This window comes from Pedobacter sp. Leaf41, assembly GCF_001422545.1.
Classification (GTDB): Bacteria; Bacteroidota; Bacteroidia; order Sphingobacteriales; family Sphingobacteriaceae; genus Pedobacter.
The window spans coordinates 287,069-304,533 of record NZ_LMLE01000007.1 but is presented as its reverse complement, the minus strand read 5'-3'; the positions used below and the strand labels follow the sequence as shown (position 1 = coordinate 304,533).

At 38.6% G+C, this 17,465-nt stretch carries 13 protein-coding genes; 11 read left to right on the top strand and 2 right to left on the bottom strand.

Going from position 1 to position 17,465, the window contains the following annotated elements:
* The first annotated feature begins 88 nt into the window (after positions 1-88).
* Both ASE92_RS11705 and ASE92_RS11700 read left to right on the top strand, forming a co-directional pair.
* On the top strand, positions 89-1,333 hold the full coding sequence (locus ASE92_RS11705; protein WP_056850284.1) for a pitrilysin family protein: 1,245 nt from the start codon (positions 89-91) through the stop codon (positions 1,331-1,333).
* Positions 1,326-2,597, top strand: coding sequence for a pitrilysin family protein (locus tag ASE92_RS11700; protein ID WP_056850283.1), 1,272 nt, complete (start codon positions 1,326-1,328; stop codon positions 2,595-2,597). Before ASE92_RS11705 ends, ASE92_RS11700 begins: the two co-directional genes overlap by 8 nt.
* A 44-nt stretch (positions 2,598-2,641) precedes the next feature.
* On the opposite strand, the gene ASE92_RS11695 is transcribed toward ASE92_RS11700, so the two are convergent.
* Positions 2,642-2,923, bottom strand: a complete 282-nt coding sequence (locus ASE92_RS11695) for a pyrimidine/purine nucleoside phosphorylase (RefSeq protein WP_056850282.1) — start codon at positions 2,921-2,923, stop codon at positions 2,642-2,644.
* Between the two features lie 178 nt (positions 2,924-3,101).
* Between ASE92_RS11695 and guaB the strand changes: the two genes are divergently transcribed.
* The 4 genes from guaB to ASE92_RS11670 all read left to right on the top strand — a co-directional run bounded on the left by guaB (position 3,102) and on the right by ASE92_RS11670 (position 9,871).
* On the top strand, positions 3,102-4,571 hold the full coding sequence (gene guaB, locus ASE92_RS11690; RefSeq protein WP_056850281.1) for an IMP dehydrogenase: 1,470 nt from the start codon (positions 3,102-3,104) through the stop codon (positions 4,569-4,571).
* Positions 4,572-5,688: 1,117 nt separating this feature from the next.
* Positions 5,689-8,268: a TonB-dependent receptor gene (locus ASE92_RS11680; RefSeq protein WP_056850279.1), complete on the top strand. Its 2,580-nt coding sequence runs from the start codon at positions 5,689-5,691 to the stop codon at positions 8,266-8,268.
* A gap of 475 nt (positions 8,269-8,743) precedes the next feature.
* Positions 8,744-9,337, top strand: coding sequence for a TIGR00730 family Rossman fold protein (locus ASE92_RS11675; protein WP_056850278.1), 594 nt, complete (start codon positions 8,744-8,746; stop codon positions 9,335-9,337).
* Positions 9,338-9,406: 69 nt separating this feature from the next.
* Positions 9,407-9,871 carry a MaoC family dehydratase gene (locus ASE92_RS11670; protein ID WP_056850277.1) on the top strand — a complete coding sequence of 155 codons (465 nt, stop codon included), beginning with the start codon at positions 9,407-9,409 and terminating at the stop codon, positions 9,869-9,871.
* Positions 9,872-9,919: 48 nt separating this feature from the next.
* Here ASE92_RS11670 and ASE92_RS11665 read toward each other — a convergent pair whose 3' ends face one another.
* Entirely contained in the window at positions 9,920-10,363 is a 444-nt protein-coding gene (locus ASE92_RS11665; protein WP_056850276.1) for a DUF2721 domain-containing protein, read from the bottom strand.
* A gap of 596 nt (positions 10,364-10,959) precedes the next feature.
* Between ASE92_RS11665 and ASE92_RS11660 the strand changes: the two genes are divergently transcribed.
* From ASE92_RS11660 to ASE92_RS11640, 5 genes are all read left to right on the top strand, one after another.
* Positions 10,960-12,588 (top strand): acyl-CoA carboxylase subunit beta, encoded by a 1,629-nt coding sequence (locus ASE92_RS11660; protein ID WP_056850275.1) that lies wholly within the window; start codon positions 10,960-10,962, stop codon positions 12,586-12,588.
* 53 nt (positions 12,589-12,641) lie between these two features.
* Positions 12,642-13,022 carry a DUF3060 domain-containing protein gene (locus ASE92_RS11655; protein WP_056850274.1) on the top strand — a complete coding sequence of 127 codons (381 nt, stop codon included), beginning with the start codon at positions 12,642-12,644 and terminating at the stop codon, positions 13,020-13,022.
* 56 nt (positions 13,023-13,078) lie between these two features.
* Positions 13,079-14,242 carry a dipeptidase gene (locus ASE92_RS11650; protein WP_056850273.1) on the top strand — a complete coding sequence of 388 codons (1,164 nt, stop codon included), beginning with the start codon at positions 13,079-13,081 and terminating at the stop codon, positions 14,240-14,242.
* A gap of 160 nt (positions 14,243-14,402) precedes the next feature.
* Positions 14,403-15,359, top strand: a complete 957-nt coding sequence (trxB, locus tag ASE92_RS11645) for a thioredoxin-disulfide reductase (RefSeq protein WP_056850272.1) — start codon at positions 14,403-14,405, stop codon at positions 15,357-15,359.
* 177 nt (positions 15,360-15,536) lie between these two features.
* Positions 15,537-17,447 carry a beta-N-acetylhexosaminidase gene (locus ASE92_RS11640; protein ID WP_056850271.1) on the top strand — a complete coding sequence of 637 codons (1,911 nt, stop codon included), beginning with the start codon at positions 15,537-15,539 and terminating at the stop codon, positions 17,445-17,447.
* Positions 17,448-17,465: the final 18 nt, after the last annotated feature.

The following is a 17,465-nucleotide window of genomic DNA, read 5'->3' as shown; positions in this document are numbered from 1 at the left end:
TAATCCCTTTAACATTATGTCTTCCATCTTACATTTTCCATCTTACATTTTACCCTAAAAGTATATCTTTACGATTCTAAAAAATTATATGGTAGATTTTAATCGTTTTACACTTGCTAATGGGTTAAAGGTTTTGGTTCATGAAGATCCAACAACTCCAATGGCAGTCCTAAATATTTTATATGATGTTGGGGCTCGTGATGAAAGTCCTGAAAAAACTGGTTTTGCACACTTATTTGAGCATTTGATGTTCGGCGGTTCCATCAATATTCCGAATTATGATGAGCCTTTGCAGAGGGTAGGAGGTGAGAATAATGCTTTCACCAGTAACGACATTACCAATTATTACATCACTTTGCCGGCTGAAAATATTGAAACTGCTTTTTGGCTGGAGAGCGACCGTATGTTAAGCCTGGCTTTTTCAGAAAAGAGCTTAGATACGCAGCGTAACGTAGTGAGTGAAGAATTTAAACAGCGTTATTTAAACCAGCCTTATGGCGATGTTTGGCTAAAACTTCGTCCACTGGCTTATAAAAAACATTCGTATCGTTGGGCAACTATAGGAAAGGATCTTTCGCACATCGAAAATGCTACGATGGAAGATGTTAAGGCATTTTTTAAGAAACATTATACGCCACAGAATGCCATTTTAGTTGTTGGTGGAAATGTGAAAACCGAAGATGTTAAAAAACTAGCCGAAAAATGGTTTGAGCCCATCCCGGCAGGAGAAAAATATGAGCGTGATTTAGTTCAAGAAGATCCGCAAAGGGAAGAAAGAACTGAAACCGTTAAGGCAAATGTGCCTTTGAATGCTATCTACATGGCGTTTAAAATGCCCGGTCGTTTAGATCCCGATTACTATGCCTTCGATTTGTTATCAGATATTATGTCTAGGGGGCAATCTTCACGATTGTACAATAGCTTATTAAAAGAGCAAAAGTTATTCAGCGATATCAATGCTTATATATCAAGCAGTCTTGATCCTGGTTTATTTGTTGTGGAAGGGAAATTGGTTGAAGGCATCACAACTGAACAGGCAGAACAGGCAATTTGGGAAGAGCTCAATCAGTTAAAGGCAGGAATGGTAACTGATAACGAACTTACTAAAGTGAAAAATAAGGTAGAGTCTGTCCTTGTATTTTCGGAGATGAGTTTATTGGATAAAGCGATGAATCTTGCTTACTATGAACTGCTTGGAGATGCAGCTTTATTGAATAAAGAAGCTGGGGAATTCTTGAAAGTTACCGCTGAGGATATCCAACGTATTTCGAATAATACCTTCAAAAAAGAATCATCATCTACTTTATACTATTTAACAGAAAATAATGCTTAACAGACAACAGGCGCCTGATTTTAAGCAGGTATCTACCATAAATATTATCCAGCCACAACAGAAAAAGCTGCAGAATGATGTTCCGGTTTACATCGTATATTCGGGCGAACAAGATTTAGTACGTATTGAATTTATATTTAACAATGTAAATTGGAATGTGGAAAAACCATTGCAGGCCATTGCTGTAAGTGCGATGCTTAATAACGGAACCAGCAAGCTTTCATCAAAAGAAATAGCCGAACAAATTGATTTTTATGGTGCATTTTTTCAAACCGAATATGCTCAGGATCAATCTACGGTAACACTTTATACCTTAAACAAGCACTTGGCTTCGGTTCTTCCAATTGTTAAAGATGTATTGAGTGATAGTCAATTTCCGCAAAAAGAACTTGATATTTATATTCAAAACCAAAAGCAAAAAATGCAGGTAAACTTGCAGAAGAACGATATTTTATCGCGGAAGGAATTTGCTCACGCCCTATTTGGAGACACTGCTTATGGTGTCGATATCCAGGCAAAACATTATGACGAGCTGAAAAGAGATAGTCTAGTCGAGTACTTCAAAGCTTCATATACGCCAAATAATTGCACCATAGTGGTATCAGGAAAGTTTGATGAGGCGAGTTTCGATTTGCTGAATCAGCAATTTGGAAATAACTGGGATAAAAGTGATTCGCTTCCAAATAATTTTAAATTTACGGCTTCAAATACTCAACCGGTTTACCGGGAAAGACCTGAAGCTATCCAATCGGCTATTCGGATTGGTAAAATAGCAGTTAACCGTACGCATGAAGATTTCCCTGGTTTACAGATTTTAAACACAGTTTTGGGAGGATACTTCGGTTCTCGTTTAATGAACAACATTAGGGAGGATAAGGGTTATACGTATGGCATCGGATCAGGAATATCATCTTTACAGGATGCCGGATACTTTTTCATCGCGACAGAAGTTGGTGCTGAGGTTTGTGCAGATGCATTGGTAGAAATTTATAAAGAGATAGATTTGCTAAAAAATGAGTTGATTGGAGATGAGGAACTTAATCTGGTTAAGAACTACATGCTGGGCTCTATGCTGGGCAGTTTAGAGAATATTTTTTCTCATGCGGATAAGTTTAAGAATATTTACTTCTTTGGTTTAGATTACGATTATTATGATCGCTACATTGCAAAAGTGAAAAGTATAACTGCCGAAGAAATAAAAGATTTAGCTAACAAATACCTCAATACCAGCGAATTTACCGAGGTCGTAATTGGAAAGAAATAATTATCAAAAAAGGAAGTCAGGTTTTGTTAGCTGACTTCTTTTTTTTATCGATACTGACAAAGGTAGGCGGTTTGAACAAGTGTTTTAACAGAAAATGAAGAGTTGGCCGGAACAGTGAAACGCGAACCTTTCTCAAAAGTTTTCCATTCGGTGTTGTGAGGTAATAGTACAGTTAATGTTCCCTCAATAACATGCATTATTTCTAACTGTGCGGTACCAAATGTATATTCACCGGCGTCGATTACTCCAACGGTTGATTTTCCTTCTCCGGTTTCATAACCTAAAGATTTTACATTTCCTTCAAAATAGGTATTTTCTATTATCATATTTGGGGCTTTAGAATATTATACAAGTATAATAAAGCGATTGAACAAACTGTAAATCTCCAGAAAAATTTCATTTGTCACCCCAGCTCAATATTTACCGATTTCTATTTTTACCCTTTGATTTACCTGGCATTTTTGTATCTTTGCCTGGCAAATAATAAATCGTAATTTATTTGCTATGCAACTCGACTCCACAAAATTTATTGCTACAGGTTTGACTTATGACGACGTACTTTTGGTACCCGCATATTCCGAAATTCTGCCTCGTGATGTTAATACAGCCACTTTCTTAACTAAAAAAATTAAACTTAATGTTCCATTGATTTCTGCAGCCATGGATACGGTGACAGAAGCTGAACTTGCCATTGCCATTGCGCAAAATGGGGGTATTGGTATGTTGCATAAAAACATGACGATCGACAGACAAGCGGAAGAAGTGAGAAAAGTTAAAAGATCGGAAAGCGGAATGATTCAAGATCCGGTTACGTTATTGGAAACTGCGGTAGTTGCTGATGCTTTCAAAATCATGAAAGAACACAAAATTGGTGGCATACCGGTAGTAAGTAGCGATAATAAATTGGTAGGCATTATTACTAATCGCGATTTACGCTTTCAGAAAGACATGGCAAGACCAATTGCCGAGGTGATGACCAAAGAAAATCTAATTACTGCTCCGGAAGGAACAAATTTGGTTCAGGCTGAGGAAATTCTTCAAAATTATAAAATCGAGAAACTACCCGTTGTTTCAAAAGATGGTTACTTGAGTGGATTAATTACTTTCAAGGATATTTCAAAAGTTAAAAACTATCCTGCTGCTTGTAAAGATGATCGCGGCCGCTTACGTGTTGGTGCTGCGGTTGGCGTAACAGCCGATACCTTACAACGCGTTGATGCATTAGTTCACGCTGGTGTTGATGTGATTACAATTGATACGGCTCATGGCCACTCTAAAGGTGTAGTTGATAAACTAAAAGAAGTTAAAGCAAAATATCCTGATTTACAGGTTATTGTTGGTAATATTGCAACGGGTGCTGCTGCTAAATTCTTAGCTGATGCTGGTGCGGATGCTGTTAAAGTTGGTATTGGTCCGGGTTCTATTTGTACCACCAGAATCATTGCCGGTGTTGGTGTTCCGCAGTTATACGCAGTTTACGAATGTGCAAAAGCATTAAAAGGTACAGGAGTTCCGGTTATCGCCGATGGTGGTATTAAACACACAGGTGATATCGCCAAAGCAATTGCATCAGGCGCAAGTACGGTAATGGCAGGTTCGTTATTCGCAGGAGTAGAAGAAAGCCCCGGCGAAACCATTATTTATGAAGGACGTAAGTTTAAATCTTACCGTGGAATGGGTTCTATCGAAGCAATGGAACAGGGTTCGAAAGATCGTTATTTTCAGGATGTGGAAGATGATATTAAAAAACTCGTTCCTGAAGGAATTGTTGGTCGCGTACCATTTAAGGGAACTTTAGCTGAAGTGATGTATCAATACATCGGCGGTTTACGTGCGAGTATGGGTTACTGTGGTGCAGCAAGTATCGAAGCTTTACAAGAAGCACAATTTGTTCAAATTACAGCAGCAGGTATGCGTGAAAGTCACCCACATGATATCACCATTACTAAGGAAGCACCGAATTATACTAGGTAGTTTTTTAGTCCGGAGTCTTTAGTCCGGAGTCGAAAGTTAAGAACCTATAAACAAAATACAAAGCAGGGCGTCGTTTACGATAGCCCTGTTTTTTTTTGATGCTTATATGGAAATTGCTAGTCATTGTTAGGGTTAATTTTTCAAAAAAACATATCTACGTAAACGGGGTGGTTTGTTGGCTGCTTAGTTTTTTCGCACATTGCGTCATTTCGAAATGAGCCCTTCGCGATTGAGAAATCTTTCTTCGGGATGAATTTGTTGGATGAGATTGCCACAGCCATGAAAAACGGCTTCGCTTCTCGGTTAAAAATCTTTCTTATTAAAATGCCTTTTACAATAGCTGTACATATTTTACAAGAAGAGTCGTTATTGCGAAGCTGAACTTGTGCGAAGTGAAGCATCTTTCTAGCTAAATAGATTGCTTGTCCCGATTTTTCGGGACAAGCAATCTTAAAGCACTAAATATTAAGATTAGATTTAAATTTCTGTTAACATCGGCTTCTCTGAATTTATTTTTCTAGCCGAAATAATTGAAATTAATACTCCAAAACCAAGGAAGAAAAAGCTTTGATCTAATGGGCATTCGATCGAGTCAACTAAGAATCCAGGTAAGTCAGATGAACTTTTACCGTGCAGTTATTACTCCCTGGAGTATATGTAAAATAACATACTGAAGCTAATGTTTGACTTGGTGTATCGTCAAAATTTCTACTCATACCGCTTCGTGAGGTATGTAATGTTCCTCCAACTACTCACCCAATTTGTGCCGTAGAATTATCGAAAACACAACAAAAAAGCAATAATAAAAGGACGTATTTTCCCACAATTTAAATGATTTGCGGGATGCGAAAACAATAGGATTTGACTTTAAATGTACAAGATTTTAAGCAGTTCGCCTAAACTTCCCCTACTTAAATAAATAAACGAAATAAAATTTGGCAAATACATTTTTTTAATATATTTGTCTACTAAATCTATAGGATTTATATATTTTAATATGAAGCAAGCGAAAAGCACTAAATGTAACCGTTGTTGTAGCCACAAAAAAATCACATTCAACTATTTCCGAAAGGATAATTAAACAATAAAATCTAACCCAAAACACATTAATACAATCATGAAACGAAGTTTACTACTCATTTTTTCTTTAATACTTTCAGCTTCCGCTGTACTCGCTCAAAATACAGTAAAAGGAATTGTAAAAGGAGGCAACGGTACTACAATACCTGGAGCTACTATTACAGTACGTGGTACTAAAATTGCCACGGTTACAGATACAAATGGTGCTTTTACAATCGATGCCAAACAACAACCTCCGTTTTATATCCGAGTAAGTTATGTGGGTTACAAACCTCAGGATTTTCAAATTTTGCAGCTGCAGGAAACGCCAATTGAGCTGATTTTGGTTGAAGATACCCAGCTTGACGAAATTGTGGTAACCTCCAGACGGCGCTCGGAAGTTTTACAGGATGTGCCGATTCCAATTACGGTTATTGGCGGTCAGGCAGCAGAAAATGCTGGTGCTTTCAACGTCAACCGCTTAAAAGAGTTGGTTCCATCAGTTCAATTGTATGCTTCAAATGCCCGTAATACCACATTAAATATTCGTGGTTTAGGTTCAACTTTTGGCTTAACCAACGATGGTATCGACCCAGGTGTAGGCTTTTATGTTGATGGTGTTTACCATGCCCGTCCGGCTGCAACCTCAACAGATTTCCTTGATATTGAACAAATTGAAGTAATCCGCGGTACACAGGGTACTTTGTTTGGTAAGAACACCACTGCAGGTGCTTTTAATATTACAACAACTAAACCCACACAAACCCCAACAGCTAAAGTGGAAATGAGTGTAGGTAATTATAATTTTATTCAGGCAAAGACATCTGTTTCTGGTGGCGTGGCGAAAAATCTTGCTGCAAAAATCTCCATTTCTGGAACACAACGCGATGGTACGATTTGGAATTCCAGAGAAGAACGGCGTTACAGCGGACAAAATAACCTCGGTTTTAAAGGGCAGCTTTATTTTACACCATCAGATCGGTTGAAAATTCTTTTAAGTGGCGATGTGAGTGTTCAGCATCCGGCAGGCTATCCATTGGTAATTGCTGGTGTTACGCCAACCGAAAGAAGCGCTTACCGTCAGTACGCCCGAATAGTTTCTGATTTAGGCTACCAACAACCCAAAATAGATCCCTTTTCAAGAGAAATAAATACCAATACACCATGGAGACATAATCAATCGATAGGTGGAATCTCCTTAAACGTAGATTACAAAATTGGCGGCGGAACTTTAACTTCCACCACAGCATGGAGATTCTGGAACTGGGATCCAACAAATGATAGAGATTTTTCTGAATTATCAGCCTTGACAAAATCACAAGGAAATTCGCGTCACGATCAGTATTCGCAAGAAATTAGATATGCCGGTAACATTACAGAAAAATTAAGTGGAGTAGTTGGCGTATTTTTATTGGGCCAAAACTTACAAGGGTTGGGCCAAACAGAAGAAGTTGGTAAAGACCAATGGAGATTTGTACAAACTGCCAGTACAGGCGCACAGGCACTCTATTCTACACCTGGATTGTTAGATGGTTTTGGAATCAGAACAAACTCGACCATCAAATCTTTAAGTGCAGCGGTCTTCGGTCAGGTGGATTGGGAAGTGCTTAAAAATCTGCATGTTTTACCGGGGTTGAGATTCACCTACGATAAAAAAGATGTTGACTATGATAGAAATACTTATGGTGGTTTGCAGACAAATGATGCCGCTTTGTTAGCACTGAAATCAGCAGTTTACAGCAATCAGCAATTTAATACCAGTACCAATAACAACAATTTGTCTGGAAATATTACAGTTTCCTATCGCCCTACACCAAAATTAAATGTTTACGGAACTTTTTCTACCGCTTACAAACCAGTAGGGGTAAATGTGGGTGGCTTGCCAACAGCTTCCAACGGTCAGGCCGATTTGAGTTTAGCGGTAGTTAAACCTGAATATGTGGAACACTACGAACTGGGCCTGAAAACAAAGCCATTTAAAGGTGCAATTTTAAATGTAACAGCTTTCAACACCGACATAAAAGATTATCAAACCAATGTCCAATCACCGCAGTTGGGGGTAAACAGAGGATATTTAGCTAATGCTGAAAAAGTAAATGTTAAAGGTTTGGAGATTGATGGAACCTATCAGTTAGAAAGATTTTTAACTTTAAACGCTGCATTGGCATACCTAGATGGTAAATATGTAAGTTTCACCAATGCGCCACTACCTTTAGAAGAAACCGGCCACACCGAAACGATAAATGGTGTTGCTACACAGGTTGCATTTAAAGATGCATCTGGTGGCAGGTTGCCAGGAATCTCCAAATGGAATGTTTCTGGTGGTGCAGAGTTGAGTACGCCGGGTAATTTGGCTACTAAAGCTGGTCGCTATTTTATTGCTGGCGATGCAAGTTACCGCTCCACCTATTCCTCAAATCCAACACCTTCAAGTGTGTTAAACGTTCAGGGATATTCATTACTTAACGCCAGGTTAGGATTTAGATCAGAAAAATTTTCAATGTTTGTGTGGAGTAGAAACATTGCTAATAAAAATTACTTCGAGCAATTGCAGGCTGCGGCAGGTAACTCTGGTTTATACGCTGGGGTGCTAGGCGACCCAAGAACTTACGGCGCAACTTTCCGGTATAGCTTCTAATTATTCACGCTTATATTTGGTTGAAGGCGTCGGCATTGTCCGGCGCTTTTTCTGTTTGGAGAGCAGGCTTCGGTACTTTTCGGTTACGGCTATCCTGCTGTACGTTCAATCTTTTTGTGATGCCGTCGTGCTGATGCATGAAGTATCTGTTTCATCGGTTGCAGATGCTTCGTGCCTCAGCATGACAGAAAATTCAAGGTTGCTGCTAACAAAAAGTATTTCACTTCCATCAGGTCTATTTTGCACCAGTCATTATTCCTTTTGCCAGCCAAAGTGACTAAACTTATAAAGCGGAAAGCGCACAGCCCCGATTTTTTTTCGGGGCGAGGACTCGAAGCGATAGAAGGGCGAGCTTTAAAATAAACTTCTGCAACTGCTTTCCAAATCTTTTAAAAAATGAATGTTAACCATCTTGTGCAGAATTAAAATTTACAGAAAGCCGATAAAATCTTAACTTCGAAAAATTTTAAACCAAATGAATAAGCTTAAAGCAGTTTGCGTGTATTGTGGCTCAAACTTTAATGGCGATCTGGAATTACGGAACGCGATAAAACAACTGGCGGATGTTTTGGTGAAACAAGATATTAAGTTGGTTTACGGTGGTGGGAGCGTAGGTGTAATGGGTGTAATAGCAGATGATGTATTACAATCAGGTGGGTCAGTTACGGGAGTTATTCCTCAATTTTTGATGGATAAAGAAGTTGGACATAAGGGCGTAACGGAAATGATTATTACAGAAAATATGCATCAGCGCAAACAAAAAATGGCTGATTTAAGTGATGGATTTATCATCTTACCAGGTGGATTTGGTACGCTTGAAGAATTTTTTGAAGTTTTAACCTGGTTACAGTTAGGCCTACACAATAAACCCATTGGCGTTTTAAATGTAGGTGGTTTTTACGATCCATTATTTGCGCAAATGGAAATGATGGTGAAAAGCAAATTTTTAAAACCAGCAAACCGCGATTTGGTTTTTAACGAAGCAGACGCAGAAACTCTGGTTAATAAAATGGACGAATTTTCTGCTGTTCCGGATGAAGTTTGGTTTAAAGACAGAAACTTAACTTAAGGAAATTATAACATACATTAAACAATTTTGAACCGCTCTCGCTAAAACGCAGGGCTAAAATATTTTCCAATGCAAATCATTACTTCACACGCAGAGTTTGAACAACACTTAGGTCAAGAGCTCGGTGTATCATCCTGGCATGTCATTACCCAAGACCATATTAACAAGTTCGCCGATGCTACTTTAGATTATCAATGGATTCACACCGATGAAGAGAAAGCAAAAAATGAAGGTCCGTTTGGAGGTACCATTGCACATGGATATTTAACACTTTCATTAATCCCATTTCTATGGAAAGAGATTGTTGATATCCAAAATTTAAAAATGGAAATTAATTATGGCATCGAAAGTTTAAAATTTGCACAACCGGTATTGGTGAATAGTAAAATCCGGTTAAAAGCTAAATTAGCTTCAATTGTTAATTTACGAGGAGTTACAAAAGTGCATATGGGAATAGAGATGGAAATAGAAGGGCAAAAAAAACCTGCTTTTACAGGCGAAGTTGTTTTCTTATATCATTTTATTACTGTGTAGGCAGTAATAAAATGATATCTAATGGCCGCTTTCTTATTTCTCCCTCATTCAATCTTTCTTAAATTTCTTTTTGATCAATCCACCTAGAGATTCGCCTTCTAGATTTTCCAACGTGCTAAGTTCGAGTTCGAGCGCTTTTGTGCTGATTTGGATTTCGATTAAAGAAATAATCAACGATATCATGAAGAATATCAAGCTTAAAGCAAAAAGAATTTCTGCAACAATATTCCATTCGAGATAAATAAAGAACATGCAAAAAAGGCAAAGACAAAAACTTAAAACACCAAAAGCCTGCATGTTTTTAATAAGCTTTAATCGGTAGCGCAAATTTTTGATTTGGTTTTGCAAACCGATATTTTTCTCACTTTCTTCGTATTTTGCTTTTAAACTTCTAACCAGGGCAGCCAGCGCTAAAAAGCGATTGGTGTACGCTAACATAATTAAGCTAATGGCAGGAAATAATAATGCCGGGATATTTACGGTGAGTTCCATTTATTGAGATTTATCCAAAAATATTATTTTAATTGGATATCTGTTTGTTTAACCGCAAAGGGCACAAAGTTTTTCGCAAAGAACACAAGTCCAATTGCCAAAGGCCATTGTTTCCCTTTCTTAAAGGAGAGGGATTGGTATACCAGAACAATTATTACTGACTTTGATAGGGTGAGGTTTTATATTTCGAGGTCAATATTTTCTCGGTGGGATATATATTTATTTAACCACAAAGGGCGCAAAGTTTTCGCGAAGAACACAAGAGTATTTATTTGGTTAAGAATGAACCACCAAACACACAGAGTTCTTACGAGAAAACAGCTTTAGATAAATATTTTCTCTGTTCTCTCTGTTATTTTTCTCTGTGTACTCTGTGGTTAAAACTGTCTTTGTTTCCCTCTCTTCAAGGAGAGGAACGGTAATAAAAGAACAATACTACCAACTTTAATAGGGTGAGGTTTTATATTTAAAGGTCAATATTTTCTTCGTACCACTCTATGCTTTCTTTGTGAATTCCGTATTTAATGTTCCCCCCGATAGACTAGAAACCATTTCAGTCTTCTCTATATTTCTGAAAATAAATTTAAATTGCCAACATGGATATCGAATTCAACAAAAACGAGGATGTTAATAAACAGCTGGTTTACGAGCTTAAAACCAAACTCAAAAAGATTTATCAGGGTGGTGGCGAAAAAAATGCGGCTAAACAAAAAGAGAAAGGGAAGTTATTGGCCCGGGAGCGCATTACTTATCTTATTGATAAAGATTCTAATTTCCTGGAAGTTGGCGCTTTCACTGCTGATGGAATGTATCAGGAGCAAGGCGGTTGTCCATCTGCCGGGGTTGTTTGCGGTATTGGTTATGTAAGCGGTCGCCAATGTATGATTGTTGCTAACGATGCGACGGTTAAAGCAGGCGCCTGGTTCCCGATGACAGCTAAAAAGAATCTTCGGGCTCAGGAAATTGCCATGGAAAATCGTTTGCCGGTTATCTACTTGGTAGATAGTGCGGGTGTGTATTTGCCCATGCAAGATGAAATTTTTCCTGATAAAGAACACTTCGGAAGAATGTTCCGAAATAATGCGATGATGTCGGCCGAAGGTATTGTCCAAATCTCCGCCATTATGGGTGCTTGTGTGGCGGGTGGGGCATACCTACCCATTATGAGCGATGAAGCCATGATTGTCGATAAAACCGGATCGGTATTTTTGGCTGGATCTTATTTGGTTAAATCTGCTATAGGAGAAGAGGTTGATAATGAAACCTTAGGCGGTGCGACCACACACTGCGAAATTTCTGGGGTTACCGATTATAAACACCCTAACGATCAGGCCTGTTTGGATAGTATCCGAAACATTGTGAGCATGTTAGGTGCGCCCCAGAATGCTGGTTTCGATAGGATTAAGCCTGCTAAACCGAAAGCCAAAGAAGAAGAGTTGTATGGGATTATTCCTGAAAATAGAGATAAGCAGTATGAGATCATGGATATTATCAACCGTTTGGTTGATGATTCTAAATTTGAAGAATATAAGCAGGGCTACGGACAAAGCATTGTTTGCGGTTTGGGCCGTATTGATGGTTGGGCAGTTGGAATAGTAGCCAATCAGCGCAAGGTTGTCAAATCTAAAAAAGGAGAGATGCAGTTTGGGGGCGTAATTTATTCTGACAGTGCAGATAAGGCAAGCCGCTTTATCATGAATTGTAACCAAAAGAAAATTCCACTGGTTTTTCTACAGGATGTAACCGGCTTCATGGTTGGAAGTCGATCAGAGCATGGAGGTATTATTAAAGACGGTGCTAAAATGGTAAATGCAGTGGCAAATTCGATTGTGCCAAAATTTACTATCGTAATGGGCAATTCTTATGGAGCTGGCAATTACGCCATGTGTGGAAAAGCCTACGATCCAAGATTAATTTATGCCTGGCCGACGGCCAAGATAGCAGTAATGGGCGGTGCACAGGCAGCCAAAACTTTGTTGCAAATTCAGGAGGCCTCTTTAAAAGCAAAAGGCGAAGTAATTACACCTGAACGAGAGGCGGAGATGTTAAAAGAAATTACTGATAAATATGATAGTCAAACTACACCCTACTACGCCGCATCCCGACTTTGGGTAGATGGGATTATCGATCCTTTAGAAACCAGGAAAGTGATATCAATGGGTATTGAAGCTGCAAATCAGTCGCCGATAACAAAACGTTTCAACGTTGGTGTGATCCAAACATAATATTCGTATGGTATGATATTTGGTGAGGATAAAGGAAATTAATCCAACCAAATATGAAAAATCTAAGGAAGATTGCCTGGCTATTTGTGCTTACGTTTTTATGTACAATACCTCTAATTTCGCAAGCACAGACGACCAATAAGGAAACATCGGAAACGATAAATGTTGTCGGTAGCGGTATCACCAAAACAGTTGAAGCTACAGGAAATGAAAATATCAATATTTCTGGTAGTGACATCAATGTAACCATCATTGGGGCATGTAATACCATTACGGTTACTGGTGCAGCCATCAAAGTAAGGGCGCAAAGTGTAAGAACCATTAGGGTTCAAGGTGCAGATTCGGGAGTGGCGTATAAATCAAGTCCAAATAAAAATGGAAAGGCAATTTCAAGTGTAACCGGGGCTGATGCTTACGTCACTAAAATTAAATAGCAAAATTAAGATTAGGCATTTGAATGATTAAAAGTTCAAATGCTTAATTTTAATTTATGAAAACCGTTTATTTCATTCTCTTTTTTGTGTTGCTTCAAAGCAAAATCCTAGCACAAGTTTCAAATCAAATCCACCAGGAAGCCATCGTAATTGATACCCATGGTGATATTCTTTTCAATCAAATTAAATCAGGAATTGATATTGGTAAACTCCAGTCGAAAGGGAATTTTGATCTTATCCGTGCAAAAGACGGAGGTTTGGATGTTCAGTTTTTTTCTATTTGGTGTGATGAAACCGGGGGTTATGCACTCGCTAATCAGGAAATAGATTCGCTTTACAGTTTAATTAAAAGATATCCGGAGAAAATTCAATTGGTTAACACTGCCACAGATTTGGAAGCATCGGTGAAGCAACAAAAAATGGCTGCAATGATCGGCGTGGAAGGCGGACACATGATTGAAAACAATTTAGATTATATCGATAACTTGGCCAAACGTGGAATGACTTATTTAACCCTAACATGGAACAATAGTACACCATGGGCAAGCTCAGCAGCAGAAGAAACATCTGGAAAAGTGAAACAAAAAAATGCTAGATTGAATGCTTTTGGTAAGCAGGTAGTGAAAAGGTTAAACAAACTTGGTGTAATGGTTGACTTATCACATGTAGGCGAGAGAACTTTCTATGATGCCATCGCCGCCAGTTCAAAGCCCGTAATTGTTTCACATAGTTGTGCCTATAGTTTAAATCCCGTTCCACGAAATTTGAAAGATGCACAAATTAAGGCTGTTGGAAAAAACGGAGGCGTGATCTGCATTAATTTCTACAGCGGATTTTTAGACTCTACATTTAGTAAAAAACAAAAGCTATTTTTAGCAAAATACGATCAGGAATTAAGAATCCTTTCCGATAAATATGGAAGGAGCAGTGCTATCGATACACTAATTTCAAACCATCGGGCTGATGCCGAAGCTATCCGGCCGCCGATTGCTTTAGTGGTGAAACACATCAACCATATTGTGAAATTAATAGGAGTAGATCATGTAGGTTTAGGTGCTGATTTTGATGGGGCAGAATCTTTTCCGTTAGGGATGAATAGTGTTGCCGACTATCCTAAAATTACTTCAGAGCTCATTAAAAATGGTTATTCGGAAAGTGAAATTAAGAAAATCCTTGGTGGAAATGTGATTCGATTAATTAGGGAGAACAAGGGAAGTTAGGGAGCGATTTACTCATAAGAGCACTAATATTGCTTCTTGCCTCGCAACAAGGACAGATCTTATGTTAATAAGTAAACTATGTTGACAATGCGCATTTGCTAACGATTATTTAATGCGTTAAATTTGCAATACAATTAATGAATTTCAAACACACCATATAATGTCACAAGAAAACGAACACGTTCAGTGTTTAATTATAGGTTCTGGTCCGGCAGGATATACAGCAGCGATTTACGCAGCTAGAGCAGATTTAAAACCAATTATGTATACCGGTATGCAAGCCGGCGGTCAGTTAACGCAAACCACTGATGTAGAAAATTTCCCTGGCTATCCGCAAGGAATTATGGGTCCGGAAATGATGGAAGATTTTCGCAAGCAGGCGGAGCGGTTTGGTACTGATATCCGTTTCGGTTATGTAAGTTCTGTTGATTTTTCTTCTGCTCCACACAAGGTCGTAATTGATGAAATTAAAACCATCACTGCCGATACCGTAATTATTGCTACAGGGGCAACTGCAAAATGGCTGGGTTTACCTAGTGAGCAACAATATAATGGATTTGGGGTTTCAGCTTGTGCCGTTTGCGATGGTTTCTTTTTCAAAGGCCAGGATGTTGCAATTGTAGGCGCCGGAGATACGGCTGCTGAAGAAGCTACATACTTAGCTAAACTTTGTAAAACCGTCCATCTATTGGTGCGTCGCGATGAGTTCAGAGCTTCAAAAACAATGGTGAGCCGCGTGTTGGCAACTCCAAATATCGTAGTACATTATAATGCCGAAACTCAAGAAATTTTGGGCAATGGTAAAAATGTAACCGCTGTAAAAGTGCTTAATAATCAAACCAGCGTAACTACAGAAATTCCTGTTGAAGGTTTCTTCGTGGCCATTGGGCACAAACCAAATACCGATATTTTTAAAGGTCAGTTGGAAATGGACGAAACGGGTTACTTATTAACTAAACCAGGTTCTACATTAACTAATATTGAAGGTGTTTTCGCTTGTGGTGATGTTCAGGATATGTATTATCGCCAGGCAGTAACCGCTGCGGGTTCGGGCTGTATGGCTGCCCTGGATGCCGAGCGCTATCTTGCTTCTAAAGAACATCCGGTTGAGGCATAAAAACTCATTTGACAATATTTTAAATCTCCTTAACATTTTGAGGAGATTTTTTTTGTCTTAAATTTCGCAAAACAAACGTTTGATTAAGATTGTAACAAAAAAGTGAGCTATACATTGTTTTCGTAATCTATATCTTAGGTAAGATTTAAAAACTATTTTTCTAAACCAAAACCAATCATGAACAAAGCATTATCGATTTTTATTGGAGTATTAATCAGTACAAGTGCATTTGCGCAGGGCGATCCAAACCTCGGGATAATTCCTGCACCAGTATCCATTACCCGAGCGAGTGGTAACTTCATTCTCGACAAAACAACTTTATTAATTAATCAAAGTGTCGATGGCGCAAAATCGGCCGATTTATTAAATGCCTTCATTGTAAACAAAGCTGGTTTCGCATTGCGAGAAAGTAAATTACCTCAACCAAACCAAAAGAGTATTTTACTAACATCAGCTGGAGCAGATAAATTACCAGCAGAAGGATATACAATTAAGGTTAGTCCAACTCAGATTGTAATTACTGGAAAAGGTGCGGGTTTATTTTACGGGGTAGAGTCTGCCATGCAAATGATACCAGAAAAAATCGGAGAGAAAATAACTATTCCGGCGGTGATGATCAATGATTATCCTCGTTTCGGTTATCGTGGCGCAATGTTGGATGTTTGCCGCCACTATTTTCCAGTTTCATTTATCAAAAAATATATCGATCAGTTGGCTTACTATAAAATAAACACTTTTCACTGGCATTTAACTGATGATCAGGGATGGCGGTTGGAAATTAAAAAATATCCAAAGCTTACTCAGATCGGTTCTACCAGACCTGGTACAATCATTGGCAATTATCCTGGCAATGGCAATTATTTAACCGAAGTAAAGGGTTTTTACACACAAGATGAAGCTAAAGATATTGTAAAATATGCCGCAGAGCGATACATCACCGTGATACCCGAAATTGAATTGCCTGGCCATGCATCAGCAGCAATTGCGGCTTATCCAGAATTAAGCACATTCCCAAACCGTGATACATTTATAAGTGATAAAACACCTTGGGCAGGAGCAAGAAAAGGAAAATTAGTTCAGCAAACCTGGGGAGTTTTTGATGATATTTTCACCCCAACAGATAATACGTTTACCTTTTTAGAAAATGTGCTGGATGAGGTAATTGCAATTTTCCCTTCCAAATATATCCATATTGGAGGAGATGAAGCACCAAAAACGTATTGGAAAGAATCGCCGTTTTGCCAGGCTTTGATGAAAGAAAAGGGCTTGAAGGATGAACATGAACTACAAAGCTATTTTATACAACGAATTGAAAAATATGTAAATGGCAAAGGACGTTCGATTATTGGCTGGGATGAAATTTTAGAAGGTGGTTTAGCGCCAAATGCAACGGTTATGAGTTGGAGAGGTGAAGCGGGGGGAATTGCGGCGGCTCAGCAAAATCACGATGTAATTATGACTCCAGGTTCGATGGGGCTATACATCGACCATAAACAATCGAATTCTCCTGATGAACCTGTTACCATCGGTGGTTTTGCACCTTACCAAAAAATTTATGCTTACGATCCGATTCCGAAAGTTTTAACAGCCGATCAGCGAAAATACATTAAAGGAGTGCAGGCTAACATGTGGACTGAATACATTAAAACACCCGAAAAAGCAGAAAATCATGCCTTTCCACGCTTATTGGCGCTATCAGAAATTGCCTGGAGTCCGGTTGAACGCAAAGACTTAAAGAATTTCTCGGAGGAGCGTTTACCGAAACATTTAGCTCGTTTAGATAAAATGAATATTAACCTTTGGGTGCCAACACCTATTGGTCAAAGTGATAAACCTCTAACTGGTGGCGATTTTACAATTGATCTAAAAGTTCCGATTACTGGCGGAAAAATTTACTATTCACTAGACGGTTCAAGACCGTCGGAAAATGCATTTTTGTATACTTCGCCAATTAAAGTAACTGTTCCACAAGGCGAAAAACGGGTGTTAACTACAATCGTTGTTGCGCCAAGCGGAAAAAGAAGTGTTACTACAAAAACAATTTTAGACAATGGAGCTCCAGCTGAAAAAGCTGAAGCGAAGAAATAGGGATCTGCGAATTAATAA

Excerpts from the sequence above, each read along its gene's own strand:
- ASE92_RS11705 (WP_056850284.1), top strand. The coding sequence starts at position 89 with ATGGTAGATTTTAATCGTTTTACACTTGCTAATGGGTTAAAGGTTTTG.
- ASE92_RS11700 (WP_056850283.1), top strand. The coding sequence starts at position 1,326 with ATGCTTAACAGACAACAGGCGCCTGATTTTAAGCAGGTATCTACCATA.
- ASE92_RS11695 (WP_056850282.1), bottom strand. The coding sequence starts at position 2,923 with ATGATAATAGAAAATACCTATTTTGAAGGAAATGTAAAATCTTTAGGT.
- guaB (WP_056850281.1), top strand. The coding sequence starts at position 3,102 with ATGCAACTCGACTCCACAAAATTTATTGCTACAGGTTTGACTTATGAC.
- ASE92_RS11680 (WP_056850279.1), top strand. The coding sequence starts at position 5,689 with ATGAAACGAAGTTTACTACTCATTTTTTCTTTAATACTTTCAGCTTCC.
- ASE92_RS11675 (WP_056850278.1), top strand. The coding sequence starts at position 8,744 with ATGAATAAGCTTAAAGCAGTTTGCGTGTATTGTGGCTCAAACTTTAAT.
- ASE92_RS11670 (WP_056850277.1), top strand. The coding sequence starts at position 9,407 with ATGCAAATCATTACTTCACACGCAGAGTTTGAACAACACTTAGGTCAA.
- ASE92_RS11665 (WP_056850276.1), bottom strand. The coding sequence starts at position 10,363 with ATGGAACTCACCGTAAATATCCCGGCATTATTATTTCCTGCCATTAGC.
- ASE92_RS11660 (WP_056850275.1), top strand. The coding sequence starts at position 10,960 with ATGGATATCGAATTCAACAAAAACGAGGATGTTAATAAACAGCTGGTT.
- ASE92_RS11655 (WP_056850274.1), top strand. The coding sequence starts at position 12,642 with ATGAAAAATCTAAGGAAGATTGCCTGGCTATTTGTGCTTACGTTTTTA.
- ASE92_RS11650 (WP_056850273.1), top strand. The coding sequence starts at position 13,079 with ATGAAAACCGTTTATTTCATTCTCTTTTTTGTGTTGCTTCAAAGCAAA.
- trxB (WP_056850272.1), top strand. The coding sequence starts at position 14,403 with ATGTCACAAGAAAACGAACACGTTCAGTGTTTAATTATAGGTTCTGGT.
- ASE92_RS11640 (WP_056850271.1), top strand. The coding sequence starts at position 15,537 with ATGAACAAAGCATTATCGATTTTTATTGGAGTATTAATCAGTACAAGT.